Below are 22,376 nucleotides of genomic sequence, written 5' to 3'. Positions count from 1 at the left end.
CCTGCCTATATGTCTGAATGTGGAAAAGAGCCGGCCTCTGCGAGGCTGGCCGCGCCTTTACCGCGAGACGGCGCCAAGGGCAAGAGGGCGGCGTTTCCGCTTAACTTCGCACATTTCCCGCACATTTTGAAATTCGCTTTCCTACTTGAGCAATTTTCGATCGCGGCCAGCCCCGATGATAGCCGATCGCGGACCGATAGGACAGGTCATTGGCCGACCAGCAACGGATAGGGATTGACCGGCTGGCCACCATACCAGGGATCAGCCGGCGCCATGCGGTTGACGGCGAAATGGAGGTGCGGCGCGGCGGGATCGGCATTGCCGGTGCTGCCCAGGGTCGCGATCGTCTGCCCGCGCCTGACCAGCTGCCCTTCGTGCAGGCCCGGCGCATAGCTGTCGAGATGGGCATAATAATAGAGGGTGCGCCCGTCGGGCGAGCGCTCATAGAGGGTGCGGCCACCCGCCTCGCTCCAGAAGATCTTCTCGATCCGGCCGTCGGCGGCGGCCAGCACCGCCCTGCCCCGCGCCGCCATGATGTCGATCGCATCATGCGGACGGGCGCCGCCTGCCCGCGCCTGGGCGAAGGTGTCGGTGAGCGCAGAAGCTGGCACGCCCTCCACCGGGATGAGCAGCGCGCCGTTGCTGACGGCTGGCGGCGCGGATGCAACGGATCGCACCGGCGCATCGGCCGGGACGATCCGCACGCAATAGCGGGCGAAGGCGATGCAGAGCAGCAGCGCGAACGCGACACCGCCCCACAGCCGGACATTCATGCCTGGAACTTCGCCTTGACGCCGCTCTTCACCATCTGCGCCAGCCGCGCGGCATCCCAGTTGGTGAGGCGGATGCAGCCATGGCTTTCGGTGCGGCCGATCAGTTGCGGCTCGGGCGTGCCATGGATGCCATAATGATCCTTGGACAGATCGATCCACACGACGCCGACCGGGCCGTTCGGACCGGGCTTCAGCACCGCCTTCTGGTCCTTGGACGCAGCATCCCAGAACAGGTCGGGATTATAATGGAAGTCGGGATTGCGGCTGACGCCCTTGATCGTCCATTCGCCCAGCGGCAGCGGATCATGCTGTGATCCGGTGGTGACCGGGAATTGCGCGATCAGGCGGTTGTCCGCGCCATAGACCTTGAGCAGCCCTTCCGACTTGTCGACCACCAGATGATCGGCCTGTGGCTGGTCCCTGGCGACACCGAGGCTGGCGAGCGTTTCGCCCCAGCCGCGCTCGTCGCCCTCGATCCGTGCCACCGGCTGATTGGCGATCGCCGGCACGCGGATGGTCGCGCCTGCCGCGACCTTCGTATCGGGCGGGTTCATGCCGGTCAGCACTTCAGGCGTGGTGTGGAAGCGCTCGGCCAGCTTTTCGAGCAGGTTGCGATAGGTGAGCGCGGGCAGGCTCGCCTGATTGTTCAGCCCCTTGGGAATGTCGAAGAAGGGCCCGCGAGCAAAACCATCAGGAATGCGCACCAGCCAGGTGGTCGGCTTCGCCTCCCCCTCCAGCAGTGCGGCCGACGTCTTCTGGTCATAGTCGCCGGTGACCGGCAGCTTGTTCGCCTCCTGGAAGCCGCGCAAGGCCGCCTTGAAGCTCATCCCGTCCTTGCCGTCGATCACGCCGGGCGAGAAGCCCCAGCGATCGAGCGCCACCTGCGCCTGCAATATCTGGTTGGGCTGCCAGGGCTTGCCGCCGGGTTCCTTCACGACCTGGAAGGCATAGGCGGCCGAGGGATCGGGCGCGGCCTGGGTCTGGTTGATCGGCGCCTGGTTGGCTGGTGCTGCTGGCTGGCTTTCATTGGCGTCGGTGGTCGACACATTACAGGCCGCGCACAGCAGCGGCAGGCCGAGAAGACGATATTTCAAGGCGATACTCTCCCACATCATGGAAGAGACAACGCAGCAGGCGCCGGAAAGCTGCCTGCGCCGCTGCGATCAGATGGCTTCGGCCTCCGCCTTGGCCTTCTCCCGCTCGCGTATGGCTTCCAGATCGCGGTCGAGGAAATAGTTGAGGAAGGTGCGGATGGCGGCAATCGCCCCCAGCTTGCCGATTTCCGCCCAGGTCGGGGCGATGCTGGTTTCGACGATATCGGCCGCGAGCTGGAAACTCAGCCCGGCGACCGCCCAGCGGCCAAAGCTCATCCAGACCGGCATGAGCTTCGATTCGTCCGCCTTGAAAAGCAGCAGCCCCGTCAGGCCGATCGCGCCCTGAACCGAGCCGATGGCGATCGCCAGGATCGCCAGCAGATTGACCAGCAGCGCGACATATTCCGCCAATTGATGGACGAATTCTTCCAACGCCATGCCCAGCACCCCTTGCCCGATTGCAGGGATGCTGGCCCGGCGGCGGCCCTTTGCCTATCGGGATAAACCCGCGATTAGGCGCCGCCCAGCACCGACGCGAAGGCGGCGACGCCGGCTTTTGGCCCTTCGGGGTGATTCCACACCGTTCCGCTGACCGCCAAGAAATCGGCGCCGGCTGCGATCAGGGGGGCGGCATTGTCCGGCGTGATGCCGCCGATCGCGACGCAGGGCAGTTCGAACAGGGTGGTCCACCAGCCCAGGATCGACGGTTCGGCGCGGTGCGTCGTTTCCTTGGTCGTGGTCGGGTAGAAGGCGCCGAAGGCGACATAGTCGGCCCCCGCCTCGCCCGCTTCCATCGCCAGATGACGGCTGTCGTGACAGGTCACGCCGATCTGCACCTTGGGACCAAGCTGCTTGCGCGCCTCGCGCGGGTCGCCATCCTCCTGCCCCAGATGGACGCCGTCGGCGTTCAGCCGCTTGGCAAGGCCGATGCTGTCATTGATGATGAAGGCGACCTCACGCTCGGCACAGAGCGCCTGGATCGGCCCGGCCAGCGCGGCAATGGCATGATCGTCGATCCCTTTGAGGCGCAGCTGGAAGGCGGCGACCTTGCCGCCGTCGAACGCCTGGGCGAGCTGATCGACGAAAGTCTCGTCGATCGCCGGCGGCGAAATCAGATAGAGTTGGCAGGCGGGGCGAAAGCCCTTTTCGAACTGCTCGGCAAAATGGGGGTCGAGCGCCAGTTCTTCGTCAGTGAAATCGGTCATGCGCGCCTTATAGCCGCTCGCGCGGCCGCGCCAAGTGCGGCTATGACCGCGATCACAATACCGAAGGATATTCCATGCGCCACGCTTTCGCCGCCCTGCTGCTCCTGTCCGCCGCGCCCGTGCTGGCGCAGGAGGCGCCCCGGCCGCGCGCGCGGGAAGCTGGCGTAACCGTCGGCATCCTCCAGCCCGGCCCGCTCAACGCGATCACCGACGTCGCGGGGGTGAAGGTGGGCCAGGTGACCTTGCCGCGCAGCAAGGACGTCAACACCGGCGTCACCGCGATCCTGCCTCATGGCGGCAACCTGTTCCAGGACAAGGTGCCGGCCGGCTTCGTCGCCTATAATGCGTTCGGCAAGTTCATGGGATCGACCCAGGTCGCGGAGCTGGGCGAGATCGAGACGCCGATCCTGCTGACCAATACGCTGAACGTGGCCGAAGCCGGCGCGGCCTCGGTCGAATGGACGCTGGCGCAGCCGGGCAATGAGGAGGTGCGGTCGGTCAATGCCGTGGTCGGCGAGACAAATGACGGCATGCTCAATGACATTCGCGGGCGCCATGTCACCATCGCCGACGCGCGGCGCGCGATCGAGAGCGCCAAGGCCGGCCCGGTCGAGGAGGGCGTGGTGGGCGCGGGCACCGGCACGGTGGCGTTCGGCTTCAAGGCGGGGATCGGCACATCCTCCCGCAAGCTGCCGGCGTCGCTCGGCGGATGGACCGTGGGCGTGCTGGTACAGGCCAATTATGGCGGCGTACTGACGATCGCGGGCGTACCGGTGGGGGTGAAGCTTGGCCGCTATGACTATCGCCAGCAGGTGGAGGAAAAGAAGGCGGATGGATCGGTCGTGATCGTGATCGCGACCGATGCGCCGCTGTCCGACCGCAATCTGCGCCGCGTCGCCGAGCGCGCCTTTGGCGGCATCGCGCGGACCGGCTCCAGCTTCTCCAACGGGTCGGGCGACTATGCCATCGCCTTTTCGACCAGCGATGCGGTGCGGCGCACGGCGGCGAAGCGCAATGCGGTGGCGGCGGTCGATGACCTGCCCAATGACCGTATGTCGCCGCTGTTCCAGGCGACCATCGAGGCGACCGAGGAAGCGGTGTTGAACGCGCTGTTCAAGGCGCAGACCGTGGTCGGCAATCGCGGGACGGCAGAGGCGCTGCCGCTCGACAAGGTGCTGCCGATGCTCAAGGGCGCGCGCTGAATGCGGCAATGAAGGCAGCGGGATCGTCGAGCCGGTGGGCGAGGTAGCGGATCGTGCGCCGCCCTGCTTTAGCCGGTGGGTCGAGCGCGATGACGATGTTGGGGTGGGCGATCAGCGCGCCGTTGAACAGACCCGCCGCCTTGAGATCGGCCAGAGTCCAGTCGTCGCGCAGACCCGCAACTTGCGGCCAGGGAATGGTGAGGCTGCGTAGCTTGCCGATGGGCCAGACCAGCCCGCCCGGGCCGATCCGCACCGGATGGTGGCGCAAGGCGCGAATGAAAAGGATGAACCAACCGATCGTGGCGAGGCTCAGAAGCGAGAGGATCAACGCCGCGCGCGGACTCCACAGCGCGACCAGCAGATGGACCACGGACGTCTCGACGACCATCAAGCCCAATAGAACCCAGAGCATCGGCGCAACCGCGCGATGATAGGAAAAGGCGGCGCCGGCGGGATCATGCCCCTGCCCGGCGCCGTCCATATGCGTCAGGCCGCGACCGGGGTCTTGGTGGCCGAAGCGGTATAGATGTCGTCGATCGCCTCACCCAGCGCAGCGTCGAATTCGGCTTCGCTCATCTGATAGCGAAGGTCTTCCAGCAGCGCGCGGCTGAAGCTGGCGATGATGCCGCGATTCTTGGCCAGTTCGACGCAGGCTTCCGGACGGGCATAGCCGCCCGACAAGGCAACGACGCGCTGAACGCGCGGATGATCGACCAGCGGGTCGAACAGGCCCGGATTGGCGGGCAGCGACAGCTTCAGGATGACCTTGTCGTCACCCGGCATGGCGTCCAGGCCCTTGATCAGTTCCTCCATCAGGATCTGGTCGGCTTCGGCACGCTCGGGGCTCTTGATGTTGATCTCGGGCTCCAGGATCGGCACCAGGCCGGCGGCGAGCACCTGCTGGCCGATCTCGAACTGCTGCTTGGCGACGGCGGCGATGCCCTCGCGATTGGCGAGATTGATGACCGCACGCTCCTTGGTGCCATAGACGCCGAGCTTCTTGGCGCGCGCGAGCAGTTCGTCCAGGCCCGGCATCGGCTTCATCAGCTGAACGCCGTTCTCCTCGGCTTCCAGACCCTTGTCGATCTTCAGGAAGGGCACCACGCCCTTGTCGATCAGCGCCTGGGGCACCGGCTTGCCGCCGGCCTGACCGTCCATGGTGCGCTCGAACAGGATCGCGCCCAGCACCTTCTCCCCGGTGAAGGACGGCGAGGTGATGATGCGCGCGCGCATCTCGTGGATCAGGCCGAACATCTCCTCGTCATTGCTCCAGACGCCTTCCTCCACGCCATAGCCCTTGAGCGCCTTGGGCGTCGAACCGCCGCTCTGGTCGAGCGCGGCAATGAAGCCCTGACCGTCGGAAACCTTCTTGACCATGTCCTGATCCAGCATCTGCACATACCTTCTCTTGGGGCGCGCCGCCCCCTCGGCAGCGCGGAAAGATGGAAGCCATCGGGCGAACCCGAGGGCATGACTGTAGCGGGCCATCAGGTCCGCCGGTATCCGGGCTGTTAGCTAGTCCCATGTCGCACCGCAAGATGCTTGGATCGTTACGGCGACGGGACGGCCGCCAATATCGTTGGCGCGTGCGAAGGCGCCTGATAGGCTTTTGGCCAGGACATGGAATGGGGGACGAATGGGGATCGGGAAGATGCAGCTTGTCATGGCCGCTGCCTTGATGCTGGGGCTGCTTGATACCGGATCGGCGCGGGCGGCGACCAAGCCGGTGGTCGGCGAGATGGCGCCGGATTTCGAGCTGACGCTGATCGACGGCAGCAAGGTGTCGCTGGCGGAGCTGAAGGGCCAGGTGGTGCTGCTCAATTTCTGGGCGACATGGTGCGTGCCGTGCCGCAAGGAATTGCCCACGCTCGACAGCTATTATGGGCTCCAGAAGAAACATGGGCTGAAGATGTTCGCGATCACCACCGAAGGATCGGTGCCGGTCGCGCAGTTGAAGCAATTGTTCGCGGCGATGCACATCCCGTCGGCCAGAAGGATCAAGGGCCCCTATGGCCCGCTGACCGGGGTGCCCACCAATTTCGTCATCGATCGGGCGGGCCGGCTGCGCTACGCCAAATCCGGCGCGTTCGAGCTGGAGGATCTCAATGCGCTGCTGGTGCCCTTGCTGAACGAACAGCCGCCCGCCTGAGGCGATTTTCAGTTGCATTGCACAATGAAATTTCTGTCATCCGGTTGAAAGCCGGACCGGGGGTGACCATTAGGGCGGCATGACTAGTTCCGCCGCCCTGCCCCTGCCGCGCGATGATGCGCCCCTGTCCCGCTTTGCCATATTGTTGATGGCGGTCGCGTGCGGGACGATGGTCGCGAACCTCTATTATGCCCAGACGCTGATCGACGTGATCGGGCCGGAGATCGGCATGTCGGCCGGGGTCGCGGGCCTCATCACCACGCTGACACAGCTCGGCTATGGCCTGGGCATCATCCTGGTGGTGCCGCTGGCCGACCTGTTCGAGAACCGGCGGATCGTGCTGATATCGGCAGTGGCGACGGTGCTGGGCTGTATCGCCATCGCCCTGTCCAATGGTCCCGCCACCTTCCTGATCGCGTCGGTCATGACCGGCGTTGGTGCAACCGGCGTGCAGGTGCTGATCCCCCTCGCCTCCCATCTGGCACCGCCCGAGCGGCAGGGCCGCGTGGTCGGCACGGTGATGAGCGGCCTGTTGTTCGGCATCATGCTGTCGCGGCCGATCGCCAGCTTTCTCGCCGGTTCGATGGGCTGGCGCGCGACCTTCCTGCTGTCGGCCGGGGTGATTGCGCTGGTCGCGATCGCGCTGCTGATCGCCTGTCCGCAGCGCCGGCCCAAGGGCGGCATGCATTATGGCGAAGTGCTAAGCTCCACCTTCTCGCAGCTCGGCAAATATCGCGTCGTGCGGATGCGCGCCTTCTATCAGGCGTCGATGTTCGCGGCGTTCAACCTGTTCTGGACCGCCGCGCCGCTGAGCCTGATCCATGACTTTGGCCTGGGTCATAATGGCATCGGCGCCTTTGCGCTGGCGGGTGCGGGCGGCGCGCTGGTGGCGCCGGTGGCGGGCTGGCTGGCCGACCGGCGCCTGACTGGCCCGGCCTCGCTCGGCGCGCTGATCGCGCTGTCGATCGGCTTCCTGCTGGCGGACTGGACGGTGGCGGCAGGCAGCCTGATCGGCTTCACCATCATGGCGGTGCTGATCGACGCGGCGGTGCAGGTCAGCCAGATCACCGGGCAGAAGCTGATCTTCTCGCTCGATCCGCATGCGCGCGGCCGGATCAACGCGGCCTATATGACGGTGATGTTCGTGGTCGGGGCGCTGGGATCGGTGATCGGATCGACCACCTATGAAGCGGGCGGCTGGAGCCTGAGCGCGATCGCCGGTGCGGCGATCGGCGGCGTGGCCGCGCTGGTCTTCATCCTGTTCGACCGGGGCGCCAGCGCCACGCGCTGACGCCCCTGCCGTCAAAAGGCTTAAGCGTAGAGCGCCTTCACGCCCGGCAGTTCCTTGCCTTCCATCCATTCGAGGAAGGCGCCGCCGGCGGTCGAGATGAAGGTGAAGTCGGCGGCCGCGCCGGCATGGTTGAGCGCGGCGACGGTGTCGCCACCGCCCGCGACCGAGACCAGCTGGCCTTCCTTGGTGAGCGCCGCCGCCGTCTTGGCAAGGGCGACGGTCGCCGCGTCGAACGGTGCGATCTCGAACGCACCGAGCGGACCGTTCCACACCAGGGTGCGGCAGTTCTTGAGCGCATCGCCAAGCGCCTCGACCGCAGCCGGGCCGACGTCGAGGATCATCTCGTCCTCGGCGACTTCATGGACGTTGCAGGTGCGCACCGACGGCGGGTTGGCGGCAAATTCCTTCGCCACGACCACGTCATAGGGCAGATGGATGATGCAGCCGGCTTCCTCGGCCTTGTCGAAGATCGCGTCCGCCGTGTCGGCCAGATCCTTTTCGCACAGCGACTTGCCGACATCGACGCCGCGGGCGTGGAGGAAGGTATTGGCCATGCCGCCGCCGATGATCAGATGATCGACCTTGGTCACGAGATTGTTGAGCACGTCGAGCTTGGTCGACACCTTGGCGCCGCCGACGACGGCCGCGACCGGCTTGACCGGGGCACCGAGCGCGGCTTCGAGCGCGTCCAGTTCCTTCTCCATCGAGCGGCCGGCAAAGGCCGGCAGCTTGTGGGCCAGCCCCTCGGTCGAGGCATGGGCGCGATGCGCGGCGGAAAAGGCGTCGTTGACATAGAGGTCGCCGATCGCGGCGATCGCATCGACCAGCGCAGGGTCGTTCTTTTCCTCGCCGGCATGGAAGCGGGTATTTTCGAGGATCGCGATGTCGCCGTTGCGCATCACCTTGATGCCGTCGGTCGCGGCCTCACCCTGGCAATCGGGAATGAACTGCACTTCGCGACCCAGCACCTGGGTCAGCGGACGGGTGATCTTGCTCAGCGAAAATTCCGGGTTCTTCTGACCCTTGGGCCGACCGAAATGGGCCAGGATCAGCACCTTGGCGCCGCGATCGGCCAGTTCCAGGATGGTCGGCATCGCCGCGCGCAGACGGGTGTCGTCGCTGACCGAACCGTCCTGCATCGGCACGTTCAGATCCTCGCGCACCAGCACCACCTTGCCGGTGATGTCGCCCATGTCGTCGAGTGTCTTGAACGGCTTTGCCATGATCGCTCCTAGAATTTGGAATTATATCAGAAGAAAAACCCCGCCGGTTGGTCCGGCGGGGCTGGGAAGGCTTAGAGGAACTTCGCCATGACACCCGAGGTGTCGATCATGCGGTTCGAGAAGCCCCATTCATTGTCGTACCAGCTGAGCACGCGGACCAGGTTGCCCTCGATCACGGCCGTTTCCAGGCTGTCGACGGTCGAGCTGCGCGGATCGCCGTTGTAATCGATCGAGACCAGCGGCTCGTCCGAATAGCCCAGGATGCCCTTGAGCGGGCCGGATTCCGAGGCCGCCTTGAGCAGGCCGTTGACTTCCTCGACCGTGGTGGCGCGGCTGGGGATGAACTTCAGGTCGACGACCGAGACGTTCGGGGTCGGCACGCGGACCGACGAACCGTCCAGCTTGCCCTTGAGCGCGGGCAGAACCTCACCCACGGCGCGGGCGGCACCGGTGGTGGTCGGGATCATCGACAGGGCAGCGGCGCGGGCGCGACGCATGTCCTTGTGGATCTGGTCCAGCGTGTTCTGGTCGTTGGTGTAGCTGTGGATCGTGGTCATGAAGCCGCGTTCGATGCCGATCGAATCGTTCAGCACCTTGGCGAGCGGCGCCAGGCAGTTGGTGGTGCAGCTGGCGTTCGAGATGATGATGTCGTCGGCGGTCAGCTCGTCATGGTTGACACCGAAGACGACAGTCTTGTCGACATTGGTGCCCGGTGCCGAGATGACGACGCGCTTGGCGCCGGCGGTCAGGTGGGCGCCGGCCTTGTCCTTGCTGGTGAAGATGCCGGTGCATTCCAGGGCGATTTCGACGCCCAGTTCGGCGTGCGGCAGGTTGGCGGGATCGCGCTCTGCCGTCACCTTGATCTTCTTGCCGTCGACCACCAGGAAATCGCCGTCGACGCTGACTTCGCCGGCCCAGTTGCCATGGACCGAGTCGCGCTTGAACAGCAGGGCATTGGCCTTGGCATCGCCCAGGTCGTTGATGCTCACCAGTTCCAGATCATGGTCGGTGCGCGAGAGGATGGCGCGCGCCACCAGACGACCGATGCGGCCGAAACCGTTGATTGCTACCTTCGTTGCCACTGCACTTGTCTCCCGGTTTGCGTGTAGGTCTTGGGCTCAGGCGCCGAGCGCGGCCTTGATCTGCGGAGCGATCTTGGCGGCGGTCAGGCCGAAATGGTCGTAGAGCACTTCGGCCGGAGCCGACGCGCCGAAGCTGTCGATGCCGAAGCGCAGGCCGTCAAGGCCGGTATAGCGTTCCCAGCCGAAGGTGGTGCCGGCCTCGATCGAGGCGCGCAGCACGCCGGCGGGCAGGATGTCGGCCTTGTAGGCGGCGTCCTGCGCGTCGAAATGGGCCCAGCTGGGCATCGAGACGACGTCGGCGCCGATGCCCTGTTCTTCCAGCGCCTTGGCGGTGGCGACGGCGATCTCGACTTCCGAACCGGTGGCGAGCAGCACGACCTTGCGATCGGCGGTCGCGGCGACCAGGCGATAAGCGCCCTTGGCCGACAGATTCTCAGCTTTTTCGAGGCGCAGCTGCGGCAGGTTCTGGCGGGTCAGCGCCAGCACCGACGGACCGGTTGCATCCTTCAGTGCCAGTTCCCAGCACTCCGCCGTCTCGACGATGTCGGCCGGACGATAGACGTCGAGGTTCGGGATCATGCGCATCGACATGACATGCTCGATCGGCTGGTGGGTCGGGCCGTCTTCGCCCAGACCGATCGAGTCATGGGTGAGGACGTGGATCACGCGCTGTTCCTGCAGCGCAGCGAGGCGGATGCCGGCGCGCATATAGTCGGAGAAGACCAGGAAGGTGCCGCCATAGGGGATCACGCCGCCATGCAGCGCCATGCCGTTCATCGCGCAGGCCATGCCGAATTCGCGGATGCCATAATAGACATAGCGGCCCGAATAATCGTCGCGGGTCAGCGGGCCGGTCGACTTGGTCTTGGTGTTGTTCGAGCCGGTAAGGTCGGCCGAGCCGCCGACGGTTTCGGGCAGCAGATCATTGATCGCGCCCAGCGCCAGTTCGCTGGCCTTGCGGGTGGCGACCTTCTGCGGGTTGGCGATCAGGCTGTCGATATAGGCGTCGAGCGAGAAGCCGGCCGGCAATTCGCCTGCCATGCGGCGCGAAAATTCAGCGCCCTCCGAGGCATTTGCCAGGCGACCTTCCCATGCGGCGCGAACATCGCGACCCTTGCCACCGATCGCCTTCCAGGCGGCGTCGATGTCGGCGGGAACGACGAAGGGTTCGGCGGTCCAGCCCAGGAACTCGCGGGCGGCGGCGACTTCGGCCTCGCCCAGCGCCGAGCCGTGGACGCCCGAGGTGCCGGCCTTGTTCGGCGCGCCATAACCGATCTTGGTGGCACAGGCGATCAGCGAGGGACGCGGATCGGCCAGCGCTTCGTCGATGGCGCGGCGGACGTCGGCAACGTCATGGCCGTCGCACGACACGACATGCCAGCCGGTGGCGGCATAGCGGGCACGGACATCTTCGTTGCTCGACAGGTCGACGGCGCCGTCGATGGTGATCTTGTTGTCGTCCCACAGCACGATCAGGCGCGAGAGGTTGAGGTGACCGGCAAGGCCAATCGCCTCATGGTTGATGCCTTCCATCAGGCAGCCGTCGCCGGCGATCACCCAGGTGCGGTGATCGACCAGATCGTCGCCGAACTCGGCGTTCAGGTGACGCTCGGCAATGGCCATGCCGACGGCGGTGGCAAGGCCCGAACCCAGCGGGCCGGTGGTCGCTTCCACGCCTGCCAGCTCGAAATTCTCCGGGTGGCCGGCGCAGGGGCTCTTGAGCTGGCGGAAGTTGCGGATGTCGTCCATCGTCGGGCTGGCATAGCCGGTCAGGTTCAGCAGCGAGTAGATCAGCATCGAGCCATGGCCGGCCGACAGCACGAAGCGGTCGCGATCGGCCCATTTCGGCGCGGCCGGATCGAACTTCACATAATCCTTGAACAGCACGGTGGCGACATCGGCCATGCCCATCGGCATGCCGGGATGGCCGCTATTGGCAGCCTGCACGGCGTCCATGGAAAGCGCCCGGATGGCGTTGGCGAGCTGCGTGTCGGAAACGGTCATAGCGGGAAGATGTCTTTCATGACTGGCATGGAATGCCCGCGCGAACGGGCGAGTCGATTTGGGTTCCCTTTGTCGCGTCAATCCCCATGCGTCAACCGCAGGCGGGGCGTGGTGCGCGGCAAGCCGTCCAAACAGCGCTTTTGCAAGGCGAAAACATTGGCTATGCAGAAAATATGGCAAGCGACCGCATGATGCAGGCGATCGGCACGCTGGAGCGCGCGATCAGTCGGCTTGAACAGAATGTGGCCAGCCTTTCGCAGGCTGTCCCCCACGCCAATTCCGGCATCGACCAGATGGCCGCCCAGGCGGCATTGCAATCGCTGGACGATCTGATCGGGGAATTGCGAGGGCGCACCGATGGCTGAAATCATGCTGCAGATCGCCGGCCGCCCCTATCAGCTGCGCTGCCGCGATGGCGAGGAAGCACATATGGCGCATCTGGCCCAGATCATCGAGGACAAGGCCTATCAGGCGCAGCGCAGCACGCCGGGGCTGACCGAGGTGCGCACCTTGCTGTTCGCGGCGCTGTTCATGGCGGACGAACTCAACGAACTGAAGCGCGCCGCGGCGGGCCGGCAGGAGCAACTGGCGCTGGTTGGCGATGACGAACCGGCCGCCCGCGCGGTCGAGGCTTTGGCAGCGCGCGTAGAAAAGCTGAGCGAGGCTCTTGCCGCCCGCGCCGCCGACGCCTAGATTGGCGGCGACGGGCACTGCCTGGTGCGAGCTTTAGCGAACATCCCTGAGGCGATAATCACATCCACGGGGGCTGTCCCTGGGCGGGCTCTGGCCCGATCTACATGGTCCCCACCTGACGTTGAGGCGTCAGAGGATATTCCAGCAAACGGCCAAGGCGGTCCCGTCACCCTGCCCCTACCAGCAAAGGCACCCCATGCCCGACGACAGTGATGCCGCCGACAAGTCGACCCTGCGCGCGATCGCCCGGCAGCGACGGCGCAACTTCGTCGCCTCGCTCGACGCGCTGACCCACAGGCTGGCGTTCAAGGCCGTCCCCTCCCCGCTCGCCCAGCGCATCGCCGACGCGCAGGTGATCGCGCTCTACATGGCGCTGGATGACGAGGCGCCGGCGCAGCGGCTGGCCCCGCAACTGGGCGTGATGGGCAAGCAGGTGGCGTTGCCGCGCGTGCTCGATCGGCTGGGCAGCATGGACTTCCTGCTGTGGCGGCCCGAGGACCAGCTGTTCCCCGGCCTGTTCGGCACCAGCCATCCCGAACCGTCGGGCGGCGCGGTGGCGCCGGATGTCATCATCGCGCCGCTGCTGGGTTTCGACCGACGAATGAACCGCCTCGGCCAGGGTGGCGGCTATTATGACCGCGCCTTTGCCCGCCATCCCGATGCCTTGCGCGTCGGCCTTGCCTGGTCGGCGCAGGAACTGGATGATGTGCCGGCCGACCCCTGGGATCTGCCGCTCGACATGATCCTGACCGAAACCGCCGTGATCGAGGCAGGCTGAACCCGATGAGCATCGACCCGCGCCATTATCATCAGCCCAGCTGGCGCAAGCCCGCTGGCATGTTCGCGATCCTGGGGCTGATCCTGGGCTGGGCCGTGCTGGTCGGCAGCCTGTCGCCGCTGATCGGCCAGTTGCCGATGTGGGGCCAGGTGCCGGTCTATATTTTCCTGGGCCTGATCTGGATCTGGATCCTGCCGCTGCGGCGGCTGCTCGCCTGGATGGAAACGGGGCGCTGGCGTCAGGGTTAATCCCGATGCCCAGCCCATGGCGTTTCGCCTTATCCCTGAGCGTTAGGCGACCATAGCGGACGCATCGCGGCCATGCGCGATGCAGGCGGCTCGCCGGAAACGGGGGCAACGGCATGTCCATGCGCCAGTCACCAGCATCGGCCGCCCATGCCGCGGACGGCTCCCTTCGATCATCCTGCATTCTCCGGGCGGCGCCACCCCGCACCGGTCCCAAGCCATGTCCGGTGGCAGGCGCACAGTGCAACAGGAGGCGTTGATGGTTCCATTGAGCAAGCGGTTGTTTGCCGAATGTTTCGGTACATTCTGGCTGGTGTTCGGCGGGTGCGGCAGCGCCGTGCTGGCGGCGGCCTTTCCCGATGTCGGCATCGGCCTGCTGGGCGTGGCCCTGGCCTTCGGCCTCACGGTGCTGACCATGGCCTTTTCCATCGGCCATATTTCGGGCTGCCACCTCAATCCGGCGGTAACGATCGGCCTGTGGGCCGGCGGGCGCTTCCCGGCCCGCGACATCGCCCCCTATATCGTCGTGCAACTGGTGGGCGCGGTGATCGCAGCCGCCCTGCTGCTGTTCATCGCCAGCGGCCAGCCGGGCTATGAGTTGGCGCCCAACGGCCTGGCGGTCAACGGCTATGGCCTGCATTCGCCGGGCGGCTATACGCTCTCATCGGGGCTGGCGATCGAGATGGTGCTGACCTTCGGCTTCCTGAGCGTCATCCTGGGCGCGACCGACAGCCGCGCGCCGGCGGGCTTTGCCCCGATCGCGATCGGCCTGGCGCTGACGCTGATCCACCTGATCAGCATCCCGGTCACCAACACATCGGTCAATCCGGCGCGCAGCACCGGCCCTGCCCTGCTGGTCGGCGGACTGGCGCTGCATCAGCTCTGGCTGTTCTGGGTGGCGCCGATCATCGGCGCGCTGGCCGCCGGCGGCGTCTATCGCTGGCTCGCCAACGAACCGCTGCCACCGCATGTGACGGGCGAGCATCTCTGAGACGAATCGTCACGGGCCGATGCCGTTGGTGTCGGTCCGCTGGCCTGTATCAATGTGAGGGAAAAAGGATCGCCTGGCGATCGGATCACTTCGGGAATGAAGTGGCGCGAGTGACGGGGCTCGAACCCGCGACCTCCGGCGTGACAGGCCGGCGCTCTAACCAACTGAGCTACACCCGCGCAGGGCGGCATCCTATCGTGACCCATGGCCACCAGATGATGCAAATCTGTTTACCTTCCAACTTTCCGGTCAGGGAAAGTGGCGCGAGTGACGGGGCTCGAACCCGCGACCTCCGGCGTGACAGGCCGGCGCTCTAACCAACTGAGCTACACCCGCGTTCGGTGTGGGCGGCCGTCTATGCGGGTCCGGCCAAGCTGTCAACCGTCCTCGCCATCAGTTTCTTCACTTGTTGCATTTTCTTTGCGACGGCTGACCGTCAGCGTCCCCTGTTCGAACAGGAAACCGGCGATATCCGGGGTGCCGGCGGCGGCCACGACGGTCTGCACGATGATGAGCAACGGCACGCCGAGCAGCGCGCCGGGCGTGCCCCAGACCCAGCCCCAGAAGGTCAGCGAGACGAGAATCAGCAGTGGGTTCATCGTCAGGCGACGGCCAAGGATGGTGGGCGTGATGACATTGGCCTCCACCAGATGGAAACCGATCTGGAGAAAGGCGGGCAGCAGCGCTGTCCAGACATCGTCGAACACCATGAGGCCGCCCAGCGCCAGCAGCACGGCGGCCAGCATCGGACCGAAATAGGGAATGAAGTTGAGCAATGCGACGATGCCGCCCCACATCCAGGGCGATGGCATGCCGATCAGCCAGAGCGCCAGCGCCACGGCGAGGCCGAGGCACAGGTTGATGGTGGCGATCGTCATCACATAGGCGGAGGTTGCGTCGACCACATTCTGGATCACCCGCGCGACCGCCATGGCGCCGTCGAAACTGCCCCGGCTGTTGATCGTGCGACGGCGCAGCCGGGTCCAGCCGGCAAGGAAGAAATAGATGATGAGCAGCGCGAACACCATCTGGATGATCGCCGACGGGGCGGAGGCGGCCGCGAACTGCAGCAGCGACCCGGGCGTTTCCACCGCCGCCCGGTGCGCGACCGATGCCGGACCCGCGACCAGCATCTGGACGGTTTCGTCGACGAATCGCTGGGCCTGTGAATAGAAATCGATGAGCGGCGCCAGCGTCGCCTGAATCTTGGGCAGACGCTGGGGCAGGATGCGGAACCAGTCGGTCGCCGGCACCACGATCAGCACCAGCGCGGTATTGGCGACGCTGAGGAAGGCGACGACCGCCAGCAGTGCCGACAGGCCCGAGGGCAGCCCGCGCCGCTCCAGCCATTCGAGCAGCGGCACCAGCGCGATCGCGATCACCAGCGCGGCGGTCAGCGGCAGGAAAAATTCGGCGCCCGCGCGCAGGGCGAAGGGCAAGGCCAGCAACAGGCCGACGCCCGAGGACAAGGCGATCGACGCCAGCAAACGGTCGCGCCGCCGATTGACTTCCAGTTCCTCGTTGGTGGTCACGCCCGATCCGTCCCCTGTACAGCAGCCCTGCCGCTCTGCACCCGGCGCTGCGGCCGGTCAAATGCCATCGGCGAATCGCATCAGGAAGACGGCAAACAGGGGCTTAACCAAATATTGGGGAGACTGGCCGTAGGAGATGCGGACATTCGATAAGGGGGATATCGCATGGCAAGAAGGTTGATCGCGGGCCTGGGCCTGATCGCAGGCATGACCGCATCCTTGCAGGCCGGGGCGCAGGACATGCGGCTCGACAGCCGGACCTTCGTCGAACGGGTGCAGACCGACATTAATGGCCGCCCGCGCCGCACCGTCGCCAATGCCGAACGCGCCATGTCGGGCGACCAGCTGATCGTCGTGGTCGACTGGCGCCATGAAGGCAGCCGGACGGCCCATGGGCTGACCGTGGTTCGCCAGGTGCCGCGCGGCACCCTGCTCGACCTGACCGATCCCGCCATGCAGGCATCGGTCGATGGCGGCGCCCATTGGGGCCGACTGGAGCAATTATGGCTGCCGACGCCGCTGGGCGGTGTCCGCCGCGCCACGCCCGAGGATATCACCCATATACGCTGGCGCCTGCCCGACAGCGTGGCGCCGGGACAATCGGGACGGCTGACCTATCGGGCGCAGGTGCGCTGACGCCGGCGGGACCGGAGCGACAATGGCCGCCCCGATCCCGTGCAATCAACCCTCGAACAGCAGGACCGGCGTTTCCAGCAGCTTGCGCACGGCCTGGACGAAGCTGGCCGCATCCCAGCCGTCGACGACGCGATGGTCGCAGCTGATCGACAGGTTCATCAGCTTTGCCGCGACGATCTCCTTCCCCCGGAACATCGGCCGCTCGATCACGCGGTTGGGGCCGATGATCGCCACTTCGGGCCGGTTGATGACCGGGGTGGTGGCGATGCCGCCCAAGGGCCCGAGCGAGGTCAGGGTCAGGGTGGAGCCCGACAGTTCGGCCGATGTCGCCTTGCCGCTGCGTGCGGCGTCGGCGAGGCGGCGGATCTCGGTCGCCAGCTGCCAGACATTCCTGTCCTGCGCGTCGCGGATCACCGGGACCATCAGCCCCGCGTCGGTCTGCGTCGCCATGCCGAGATGGACGGCGCCATGGCGCGTCACCACGCCCGCCTCGTCATCATAACGGGCATTGAGCATGGGGAAGTCGGGCAGCGTCCTGCAGATCGCCACGATCAGCAGCGGCAACATGGTGAGCTTGGGCCGATCGCCGCGATGCGCGTTGAGCTGCGCCCGCGCCTCCTCCAGCGCGGTGACGTCGATTTCCTCGACATAGGTGAAGTGCGGGATGTGGCGCTTGGACGCGGCCATATTCTCGGCAATGCGGCGGCGCATGCCGATCACCTTCACCTGTTCGTCGGCGCGCGGTGCTGTGCGGCCGGCCGGGCGATAGCCCTGCCCCGAACCGTAGAGCAGATAGGCGTCGAGATCGGCGTGGCGGATATGGTCGCCATTGGGCTTCACCAGCGCGAGGTCGATACCCAGTTCCCTGGCGCGTGCGCGGACGGCGGGGGAGGCAAGGATGGGGCTATCCTCCCCGGCACGGGGAGGGGGACCAGCCGCAGGCTGGTGGAGGGGGCTGTCCGCTTTCGCAAGCTGGGGCGTGATGGCCGGTTCTTCGACGGGCGCGTCCAGCGGCGCCCCCCCTCCACCATTCGCTTCGCGAACGGTCCCCCTCCCCGTATCGGGGAGGAATGGGGTCTCGGCCTCGACCGTTTCGACCGACGGCGCAGGGGCGGCAGCCGTCCCCTCGCCTTCCGTCTCGATCTCCACCAGCATCGATCCGATCGACACCTGATCGCCCGGCTCGCCGGCCAGGCGGACGACGGTGCCGGCGACCGGGCTTTCCATCTCGACCGTCGCCTTGTCGGTCATCATGTCGGCGATCGGCTGGTCTTCCTCGACCCGGTCGCCGACCTGGACGTGCCAGCCGACAATCTCCGCCTGCGCAATGCCTTCGCCGATGTCCGGCAGCTTGAATGTGAAAAGAGCCATGGCGCTCAGTCCTTCATGATCTTGTTGATGGCTTCGCGGATGCGCACGGGGCCGGGGAAATAGGCCCATTCCAGACTGTGCGGATAAGGCGTGTCGAAGCCGGTGACGCGCTCGATCGGCGCTTCGAGATGGTAGAAGCAGCGTTCCTGCACCAGCGCCGACAGTTCGGCGCCAAAGCCGGACGTCCGCGTCGCTTCATGCACGATCAGGCAGCGGCCGGTCTTCCTGACCGAGGCCTCGATCGTCTCGATGTCGAGCGGCACCAGGCTGCGCAGGTCGACGATTTCGGCATCGATGCCCAGCTTTGCCACGGTATTTTCGACGACATGGACCATCGTGCCATAGCAGAGGATGGTCAGCGCCTCGCCGGGTCGGGCGATCCGCGCCTTGCCGAGGTCGATGCGATAATAGCCCTGCGGCACCTGCGCATCTGCATGGCCCGCCCAGCTCTTGGCCGGCGTGTCATAATGGCCGTCGAACGGGCCGTTATAGATGCGCTTGGGCTCGAAGAAGATGACCGGGTCATTATCCTCGATCGCCGCGATCAGCAGGCCCTTGGCATCATAGGGGGTGGACGGGATCACCGTCTTGACCCCGGACACATGGGTGAAGATGCCTTCCGGGCTCTGGCTGTGGGTCTGGCCGCCAAAGATGCCGCCGCCAAAGGGCGAGCGCACCGTCATCGGCGAGATGAACTCGCCGGCCGAACGATAGCGCAGCCGCGCCGCCTCGCTGACGAGCTGGTCGAGCGCGGGGTAGATATAGTCGGCGAACTGGATTTCGGGCACCGGCCGCAGCCCATAGGCACCCATGCCGACCGCGACGCCGATGATGCCGCATTCGGTGATCGGCGTGTCGAACACGCGGTTCTTGCCATATTTCTGTTGAAGGCCCGCGGTGGCGCGGAACACGCCGCCGAAATAGCCGACATCCTCGCCCATCACCACGACGTCGGGGTCGCGGCCCATCATCACGTCCAGCGCGCTGTTGATCGCCTGGATCATGTTCATCTGGACGGGTTCGTCCGGGCCGCCGGCGGCGACCGTTTCCATGCGCATGTCGTTCACAGCCCTGCCGCCTTCCATTCGTCGAGCATCTGCTGCTGCTGTTCTTTCAGGTGCCAGGGCATGTCCTCGAACACGTCCTGGAACATGCTTTCCATCGGATGGTGGAGGCCATGGCCCAATATGCCGTTCTTTTCCGCCTCGCGCGCGGCGTCGCGGACCATCTCGGCCAGTTCCTGGTCCATCGCAGCGTGGCGTTCCTCGTCCCAGATGCCCAGCGTGATGCAATGCTGCTTCAGCCGCGCGATCGGATCGCCTAGCGGCCATTTGCTGCTTTCCTCGGCCGAGCGATAGGCGGTCGGATCGTCGGACGTGCTGTGCCCTTCGACGCGATAGGTGAAATGTTCGATCAGGGTTGGACCGCCATTGGCGCGGGCGCGATCCGCGGCCCAGCGGGTGGCGGCATAGACGGCGAGCACGTCATTGCCGTCGACGCGCAGCCCGGCAATGCCATAGCCGATCGCGCGGGCGGCGAAGGTGGTCGCCTCCGCACCGGCAAAGCCGGAGAAGCTGCTGATCGCCCACTGGTTGTTCACCACATTCATGATGACCGGGGCGCGATAGACGCTGGCGAAGGTGCAGGCCGAATGGAAGTCGCCCTCCGCGGTCGAGCCCTCGCCGCACCAGGTGGCGGCGATGCGGGTGTCGCCCTTGGCCGCGCTCGCCATCGCCCAGCCCACGGCCTGGGGATATTGGGTGGTGAGATTGCCGGAAATGGAGAAGAAGCCGGCCTCGCGCGCCGAATACATGATCGGCAGCTGGCGGCCCTTCATCCGGTCGCCCTTGTTCGAGTAGATCTGGTTCATCATGTCGACGATGGACCAGTCGCGCGCGATCAATATGCCCTGCTGGCGGTAGGAGGGAAAGCACATGTCGTCGCGCGACAAAGCGAGCGCGGCGCCGATCGACACCGCCTCCTCGCCGGTCGACTTCATGTAGAAGCTGGTCTTGCCCTGGCGCTGGGCGCGGAACATGCGGCCGTCAAAGGCGCGGGTCAGCGCCATGTAGCGCAGCATCTTGAGCAGCGTGTCGGCCGGCAGCTTGGGATCCCAGGCGCCGACCGCATGGCCATCCTCATCCAGGACGCGGACCAGCCCATAGGCGAAGTCGCGCATCTGCGAAGGATGGGTTGCCTCGTCCGGGCGCGGTGCCGCGTCAGCCGCGGGAATGTCGAAATGGGTAAAGTCCGCGCTCTCGCCGGGCCGCGCGGGCGGCTCGGGCACATGCAGCTGCAGCGGCGGCAGGTTGCGTCCCTGCCCGTCCGTCACAGCGCCGGATTCGATCGAATCGGTCATCCTGCCTCCTATTGTGCGTTGCAATAATATTGCTTGTGGCAATTATTATATTTCAACGCCGCGCAAGGCAAGCCTTACTGACCCAATTCCTTTTCGCCTGTCGCCTTCGCTGTCACCTCAGACGGCGACGGGCGCGGAAATATGGGCCTGCGGCGCATAATCCTGCACCTCGAAATCCTCGATCCCATAATCGAAAATGCTCGAAGGCCGGCGATTGATCCGCAGCTTTGGCGCACCCGCCGGGGTGCGGCTGATCTGCTCCTCCACCAGTTCGGCATGGTTGAGGTAGAGATGGACGTCGCCGCCCTGCCAGACCACCTCGCCCGGCTCCAGATCACATTGCTGGGCTAGCATCCGGGTGATCATCGACAGGCCGAAGATGTTGAAGGCAAAGCCCAATCCCAGGTCGCAGCTGCGCTGGAAGAGCAGGCCGTTGAGGCGGCCGTCCGACACCTGGAACTGATAGGTCATGTGGCAGGGCGGCAAGGCCATCTGCGCGACTTCCGCGACATTCCAGCCGGTGAAGAGCAGGCGGCGCGAACCGGGGTTGGTGCGAATCGCATCGACCAGCGCGGCGATCTGGTTGTGGCCCTGTGCTGCCCGGCGGAACAGGCCGTCGCCGGCCGGCTCGTAGCGCGGCCAGTTCACCCATTGGGCGCCATAGACCGGGCCGAGATCGCCCCATTGCCGGGCGAAGGCTTCGTCTTCGATGATTCGCGCCTCGAACGCGTCGCGGTCGATATTCTCGCCGGTCGCCTTGCGGTAGCTGTCGAGCGGCCAGTCGGTCCAGATATGGACATTCTGCTTCACCAATTCGCGGATATTGGTGTCGCCGGTCAGGAACCAGAGCATCTCGCGCGCGGCGACCTTCCAATAGACCCGCTTGGTGGTGAGCAGCGGCACCGCGTCGTCCGCCAGCGAGAATCGCAGGGTCGCGCCCAGGATCGACCGGGTGCCGACACCGGTGCGGTCGATCCGTTCGTCGCCATGGCGCCAGATATGGCGCATCAGGTCGAGATATTGCTCTTCATAATGGGGCGGCTGCTGCGACATGGCGTGCAAGGTCGATGATCCTGGGATGGGAATGAATCTGGGCGTCACGTCCATGTAGCATCCCCCCTGCCCCGCTGTCCCGGCCAAAGGTCGCGCCATAACGGATGCGACTACCATCCCGGCCCGCTCCGTTCCGCCACTACGGATCATTCCGCGTCTCCACTCCCGGCCCATTGCTGACAGGCTGCGTGCCCAGGGGGTGCGATGCTGACATTGATGATTCTCGACGAGGACGGCCAGCCGCGCGACCGGCTGCATCCTGATGGCAACTGGCCCTGCCTGGTCGCCCATCTGCTGGCCAGCGATGCCCGGCGGGTCATCCTGCACCAGCAGCGGGGCACGGCGGCGCCGCAGCCGGTCGACATCGCCCTGACCCGCAGCCTGCACCGCCGGCTGCGGGCGCTCGACATCCACCTCGCCGACCATCGGATCGACACGCCGAGCGGCTGTTTCAGCTTCCGCGATGCGGGTCTTTTGTAGAATTTTCAAAAAAGCGCATCAGGTGGCTTGCCAGCCCTCAAACCCCTCTCTATAGGCGCACTCCTGCCTTACGGGGCCGCCCCAAAAGCGGCTTCGGCACCGGTCGGGGAATAGCTCAGCCTGGTAGAGCACTGTCTTCGGGAGGCAGGGGCCGGAGGTTCGAATCCTCTTTCCCCGACCATTTTCACCCTCGGGTGAGGCATAGAAACCCAGCG

24 protein-coding genes, 3 tRNA genes and 1 other RNA gene are annotated in these 22,376 nt (G+C 65.8%); 12 read left to right on the top strand and 16 right to left on the bottom strand.

Annotated elements, in window-relative coordinates; translation table 11 throughout:
- Nucleotides 1–206: 206 nt before the first annotated feature.
- From ACI6S0_RS03970 to thiE, 4 genes are all read right to left on the bottom strand, one after another.
- The gene (locus ACI6S0_RS03970) at nucleotides 207–773 is read right to left on the bottom strand and encodes a M23 family metallopeptidase (RefSeq protein ID WP_434405013.1); all 567 of its coding nucleotides are present in this window, start codon (nucleotides 771–773) and stop codon (nucleotides 207–209) included.
- Entirely contained in the window at nucleotides 770–1,888 is a 1,119-nt protein-coding gene (locus ACI6S0_RS03965) for a L,D-transpeptidase family protein (RefSeq protein WP_434405012.1), read from the bottom strand. Before ACI6S0_RS03965 ends, ACI6S0_RS03970 begins: the two co-directional genes overlap by 4 nt.
- Nucleotides 1,889–1,936: 48 nt before the next feature.
- Nucleotides 1,937–2,305, bottom strand: coding sequence for a DUF1622 domain-containing protein (locus ACI6S0_RS03960; RefSeq protein WP_099232409.1), 369 nt, complete (start codon nucleotides 2,303–2,305; stop codon nucleotides 1,937–1,939).
- A 74-nt stretch (nucleotides 2,306–2,379) separates the two neighbouring features.
- Nucleotides 2,380–3,072, bottom strand: a complete 693-nt coding sequence (gene thiE, locus ACI6S0_RS03955) for a thiamine phosphate synthase (protein ID WP_010337227.1) — start codon at nucleotides 3,070–3,072, stop codon at nucleotides 2,380–2,382.
- A gap of 74 nt (nucleotides 3,073–3,146) precedes the next feature.
- On the opposite strand from thiE, the gene ACI6S0_RS03950 reads away from it, so the two are divergent.
- On the top strand, nucleotides 3,147–4,274 hold the full coding sequence (locus tag ACI6S0_RS03950; protein WP_434405009.1) for a P1 family peptidase: 1,128 nt from the start codon (nucleotides 3,147–3,149) through the stop codon (nucleotides 4,272–4,274).
- Here the strand turns inward: ACI6S0_RS03950 and ACI6S0_RS03945 are convergent.
- Nucleotides 4,258–4,755, bottom strand: coding sequence for a hypothetical protein (locus ACI6S0_RS03945; protein WP_434405008.1), 498 nt, complete (start codon nucleotides 4,753–4,755; stop codon nucleotides 4,258–4,260). The genes ACI6S0_RS03950 and ACI6S0_RS03945 overlap by 17 nt on opposite strands.
- Nucleotides 4,756–4,760: 5 nt before the next feature.
- On the bottom strand, nucleotides 4,761–5,666 hold the full coding sequence (locus ACI6S0_RS03940; protein WP_434405900.1) for a fructose bisphosphate aldolase: 906 nt from the start codon (nucleotides 5,664–5,666) through the stop codon (nucleotides 4,761–4,763).
- 259 nt (nucleotides 5,667–5,925) lie between these two features.
- Between ACI6S0_RS03940 and ACI6S0_RS03935 the strand changes: the two genes are divergently transcribed.
- Together ACI6S0_RS03935 and ACI6S0_RS03930 are read left to right on the top strand one after the other, a co-directional pair.
- On the top strand, nucleotides 5,926–6,423 hold the full coding sequence (locus tag ACI6S0_RS03935) for a TlpA family protein disulfide reductase (protein WP_434405007.1): 498 nt from the start codon (nucleotides 5,926–5,928) through the stop codon (nucleotides 6,421–6,423).
- 79 nt (nucleotides 6,424–6,502) lie between these two features.
- Nucleotides 6,503–7,714: an MFS transporter gene (locus ACI6S0_RS03930; protein WP_434405006.1), complete on the top strand. Its 1,212-nt coding sequence runs from the start codon at nucleotides 6,503–6,505 to the stop codon at nucleotides 7,712–7,714.
- A gap of 20 nt (nucleotides 7,715–7,734) precedes the next feature.
- On the opposite strand, the gene ACI6S0_RS03925 is transcribed toward ACI6S0_RS03930, so the two are convergent.
- From ACI6S0_RS03925 to tkt, 3 genes are all read right to left on the bottom strand, one after another.
- Nucleotides 7,735–8,937, bottom strand: a complete 1,203-nt coding sequence (locus ACI6S0_RS03925; RefSeq protein ID WP_037507546.1) for a phosphoglycerate kinase — start codon at nucleotides 8,935–8,937, stop codon at nucleotides 7,735–7,737.
- Nucleotides 8,938–9,008: 71 nt separating this feature from the next.
- The gene (gene gap, locus ACI6S0_RS03920; protein ID WP_004211711.1) at nucleotides 9,009–10,019 is read right to left on the bottom strand and encodes a type I glyceraldehyde-3-phosphate dehydrogenase; all 1,011 of its coding nucleotides are present in this window, start codon (nucleotides 10,017–10,019) and stop codon (nucleotides 9,009–9,011) included.
- Nucleotides 10,020–10,055: 36 nt separating this feature from the next.
- A complete protein-coding gene (tkt, locus tag ACI6S0_RS03915; RefSeq protein WP_434405004.1) occupies nucleotides 10,056–12,023 on the bottom strand; it encodes a transketolase in 1,968 nt (655 codons plus the stop codon).
- Between the two features lie 32 nt (nucleotides 12,024–12,055).
- Here tkt and ACI6S0_RS03910 point away from each other — a divergent pair, with 32 nt between their 5' ends.
- The 6 genes from ACI6S0_RS03910 to aqpZ all read left to right on the top strand — a co-directional run bounded on the left by ACI6S0_RS03910 (nucleotide 12,056) and on the right by aqpZ (nucleotide 14,730).
- Nucleotides 12,056–12,388 carry a hypothetical protein gene (locus tag ACI6S0_RS03910; RefSeq protein ID WP_143560216.1) on the top strand — a complete coding sequence of 111 codons (333 nt, stop codon included), beginning with the start codon at nucleotides 12,056–12,058 and terminating at the stop codon, nucleotides 12,386–12,388.
- Entirely contained in the window at nucleotides 12,381–12,716 is a 336-nt protein-coding gene (locus ACI6S0_RS03905) for a cell division protein ZapA (protein WP_434405003.1), read from the top strand. The genes ACI6S0_RS03910 and ACI6S0_RS03905 overlap by 8 nt, the downstream gene beginning before the upstream one ends.
- Before the next feature lie 11 nt (nucleotides 12,717–12,727).
- A non-coding RNA gene (gene ssrS / locus ACI6S0_RS03900) (6S RNA) lies at nucleotides 12,728–12,884 on the top strand.
- 28 nt (nucleotides 12,885–12,912) lie between these two features.
- The gene (locus ACI6S0_RS03895) at nucleotides 12,913–13,494 is read left to right on the top strand and encodes a 5-formyltetrahydrofolate cyclo-ligase (RefSeq protein WP_099232388.1); all 582 of its coding nucleotides are present in this window, start codon (nucleotides 12,913–12,915) and stop codon (nucleotides 13,492–13,494) included.
- A 5-nt stretch (nucleotides 13,495–13,499) separates the two neighbouring features.
- Nucleotides 13,500–13,742, top strand: coding sequence for a DUF2842 domain-containing protein (locus ACI6S0_RS03890; protein ID WP_010337236.1), 243 nt, complete (start codon nucleotides 13,500–13,502; stop codon nucleotides 13,740–13,742).
- Between the two features lie 256 nt (nucleotides 13,743–13,998).
- A complete protein-coding gene (gene aqpZ / locus ACI6S0_RS03885) occupies nucleotides 13,999–14,730 on the top strand; it encodes an aquaporin Z (RefSeq protein WP_048937381.1) in 732 nt (243 codons plus the stop codon).
- A 102-nt stretch (nucleotides 14,731–14,832) separates the two neighbouring features.
- Here aqpZ and ACI6S0_RS03880 read toward each other — a convergent pair.
- From ACI6S0_RS03880 to ACI6S0_RS03870, 3 genes are all read right to left on the bottom strand, one after another.
- Nucleotides 14,833–14,909: transfer RNA gene (locus tag ACI6S0_RS03880), tRNA-Asp, on the bottom strand.
- An 80-nt stretch (nucleotides 14,910–14,989) separates the two neighbouring features.
- Nucleotides 14,990–15,066 (bottom strand) — tRNA-Asp (locus tag ACI6S0_RS03875).
- Between the two features lie 41 nt (nucleotides 15,067–15,107).
- Entirely contained in the window at nucleotides 15,108–16,262 is a 1,155-nt protein-coding gene (locus ACI6S0_RS03870) for an AI-2E family transporter (RefSeq protein WP_004211703.1), read from the bottom strand.
- Between the two features lie 165 nt (nucleotides 16,263–16,427).
- Between ACI6S0_RS03870 and ACI6S0_RS03865 the strand changes: the two genes are divergently transcribed.
- Nucleotides 16,428–16,898, top strand: coding sequence for a hypothetical protein (locus ACI6S0_RS03865; RefSeq protein ID WP_434405001.1), 471 nt, complete (start codon nucleotides 16,428–16,430; stop codon nucleotides 16,896–16,898).
- Between the two features lie 45 nt (nucleotides 16,899–16,943).
- On the opposite strand, the gene ACI6S0_RS03860 is transcribed toward ACI6S0_RS03865, so the two are convergent.
- From ACI6S0_RS03860 to thyA, 4 genes are all read right to left on the bottom strand, one after another.
- Nucleotides 16,944–18,269, bottom strand: coding sequence for a dihydrolipoamide acetyltransferase family protein (locus tag ACI6S0_RS03860; RefSeq protein WP_434404999.1), 1,326 nt, complete (start codon nucleotides 18,267–18,269; stop codon nucleotides 16,944–16,946).
- Between the two features lie 5 nt (nucleotides 18,270–18,274).
- Complete coding sequence (locus ACI6S0_RS03855) at nucleotides 18,275–19,279, bottom strand: alpha-ketoacid dehydrogenase subunit beta (protein WP_099232408.1); 1,005 nt, start codon at nucleotides 19,277–19,279, stop codon at nucleotides 18,275–18,277.
- A gap of 53 nt (nucleotides 19,280–19,332) precedes the next feature.
- Entirely contained in the window at nucleotides 19,333–20,628 is a 1,296-nt protein-coding gene (locus tag ACI6S0_RS03850; RefSeq protein WP_010337241.1) for a 3-methyl-2-oxobutanoate dehydrogenase (2-methylpropanoyl-transferring) subunit alpha, read from the bottom strand.
- Nucleotides 20,629–20,745: 117 nt separating this feature from the next.
- Nucleotides 20,746–21,681, bottom strand: coding sequence for a thymidylate synthase (gene thyA / locus ACI6S0_RS03845; RefSeq protein ID WP_434405899.1), 936 nt, complete (start codon nucleotides 21,679–21,681; stop codon nucleotides 20,746–20,748).
- A 204-nt stretch (nucleotides 21,682–21,885) separates the two neighbouring features.
- Between thyA and ACI6S0_RS03840 the strand changes: the two genes are divergently transcribed.
- Entirely contained in the window at nucleotides 21,886–22,161 is a 276-nt protein-coding gene (locus tag ACI6S0_RS03840) for a JAB domain-containing protein (RefSeq protein ID WP_434404998.1), read from the top strand.
- Nucleotides 22,162–22,265: 104 nt separating this feature from the next.
- Nucleotides 22,266–22,342 (top strand) — tRNA-Pro (locus ACI6S0_RS03835).
- The last annotated feature ends 34 nt before the right edge of the window (nucleotides 22,343–22,376 follow it).

The sequence above is a fragment of the Sphingobium sp. DN12 genome (genome assembly GCF_051058005.1).
GTDB classification, from domain to species: Bacteria; Pseudomonadota; Alphaproteobacteria; order Sphingomonadales; family Sphingomonadaceae; genus Sphingobium; species Sphingobium yanoikuyae.
This window is presented reverse-complemented; position numbering and strand designations above follow the sequence as displayed.

Excerpts from the sequence above, each read along its gene's own strand:
- ACI6S0_RS03970 (WP_434405013.1), bottom strand. The coding sequence starts at position 773 with ATGAATGTCCGGCTGTGGGGCGGTGTCGCGTTCGCGCTGCTGCTCTGC.
- ACI6S0_RS03965 (WP_434405012.1), bottom strand. The coding sequence starts at position 1,888 with ATGATGTGGGAGAGTATCGCCTTGAAATATCGTCTTCTCGGCCTGCCG.
- ACI6S0_RS03960 (WP_099232409.1), bottom strand. The coding sequence starts at position 2,305 with ATGGCGTTGGAAGAATTCGTCCATCAATTGGCGGAATATGTCGCGCTG.
- thiE (WP_010337227.1), bottom strand. The coding sequence starts at position 3,072 with ATGACCGATTTCACTGACGAAGAACTGGCGCTCGACCCCCATTTTGCC.
- ACI6S0_RS03950 (WP_434405009.1), top strand. The coding sequence starts at position 3,147 with ATGCGCCACGCTTTCGCCGCCCTGCTGCTCCTGTCCGCCGCGCCCGTG.
- ACI6S0_RS03945 (WP_434405008.1), bottom strand. The coding sequence starts at position 4,755 with ATGGACGGCGCCGGGCAGGGGCATGATCCCGCCGGCGCCGCCTTTTCC.
- ACI6S0_RS03940 (WP_434405900.1), bottom strand. The coding sequence starts at position 5,666 with ATGCTGGATCAGGACATGGTCAAGAAGGTTTCCGACGGTCAGGGCTTC.
- ACI6S0_RS03935 (WP_434405007.1), top strand. The coding sequence starts at position 5,926 with ATGCAGCTTGTCATGGCCGCTGCCTTGATGCTGGGGCTGCTTGATACC.
- ACI6S0_RS03930 (WP_434405006.1), top strand. The coding sequence starts at position 6,503 with ATGACTAGTTCCGCCGCCCTGCCCCTGCCGCGCGATGATGCGCCCCTG.
- ACI6S0_RS03925 (WP_037507546.1), bottom strand. The coding sequence starts at position 8,937 with ATGGCAAAGCCGTTCAAGACACTCGACGACATGGGCGACATCACCGGC.
- tkt (WP_434405004.1), bottom strand. The coding sequence starts at position 12,023 with ATGACCGTTTCCGACACGCAGCTCGCCAACGCCATCCGGGCGCTTTCC.
- ACI6S0_RS03910 (WP_143560216.1), top strand. The coding sequence starts at position 12,056 with ATGCCCGCGCGAACGGGCGAGTCGATTTGGGTTCCCTTTGTCGCGTCA.
- ACI6S0_RS03905 (WP_434405003.1), top strand. The coding sequence starts at position 12,381 with ATGGCTGAAATCATGCTGCAGATCGCCGGCCGCCCCTATCAGCTGCGC.
- ACI6S0_RS03895 (WP_099232388.1), top strand. The coding sequence starts at position 12,913 with ATGCCCGACGACAGTGATGCCGCCGACAAGTCGACCCTGCGCGCGATC.
- ACI6S0_RS03890 (WP_010337236.1), top strand. The coding sequence starts at position 13,500 with ATGAGCATCGACCCGCGCCATTATCATCAGCCCAGCTGGCGCAAGCCC.
- aqpZ (WP_048937381.1), top strand. The coding sequence starts at position 13,999 with ATGGTTCCATTGAGCAAGCGGTTGTTTGCCGAATGTTTCGGTACATTC.
- ACI6S0_RS03865 (WP_434405001.1), top strand. The coding sequence starts at position 16,428 with ATGGCAAGAAGGTTGATCGCGGGCCTGGGCCTGATCGCAGGCATGACC.
- ACI6S0_RS03860 (WP_434404999.1), bottom strand. The coding sequence starts at position 18,269 with ATGGCTCTTTTCACATTCAAGCTGCCGGACATCGGCGAAGGCATTGCG.
- ACI6S0_RS03855 (WP_099232408.1), bottom strand. The coding sequence starts at position 19,279 with ATGAACATGATCCAGGCGATCAACAGCGCGCTGGACGTGATGATGGGC.
- ACI6S0_RS03850 (WP_010337241.1), bottom strand. The coding sequence starts at position 20,628 with ATGACCGATTCGATCGAATCCGGCGCTGTGACGGACGGGCAGGGACGC.
- thyA (WP_434405899.1), bottom strand. The coding sequence starts at position 21,681 with ATGTCGCAGCAGCCGCCCCATTATGAAGAGCAATATCTCGACCTGATG.
- ACI6S0_RS03840 (WP_434404998.1), top strand. The coding sequence starts at position 21,886 with ATGCTGACATTGATGATTCTCGACGAGGACGGCCAGCCGCGCGACCGG.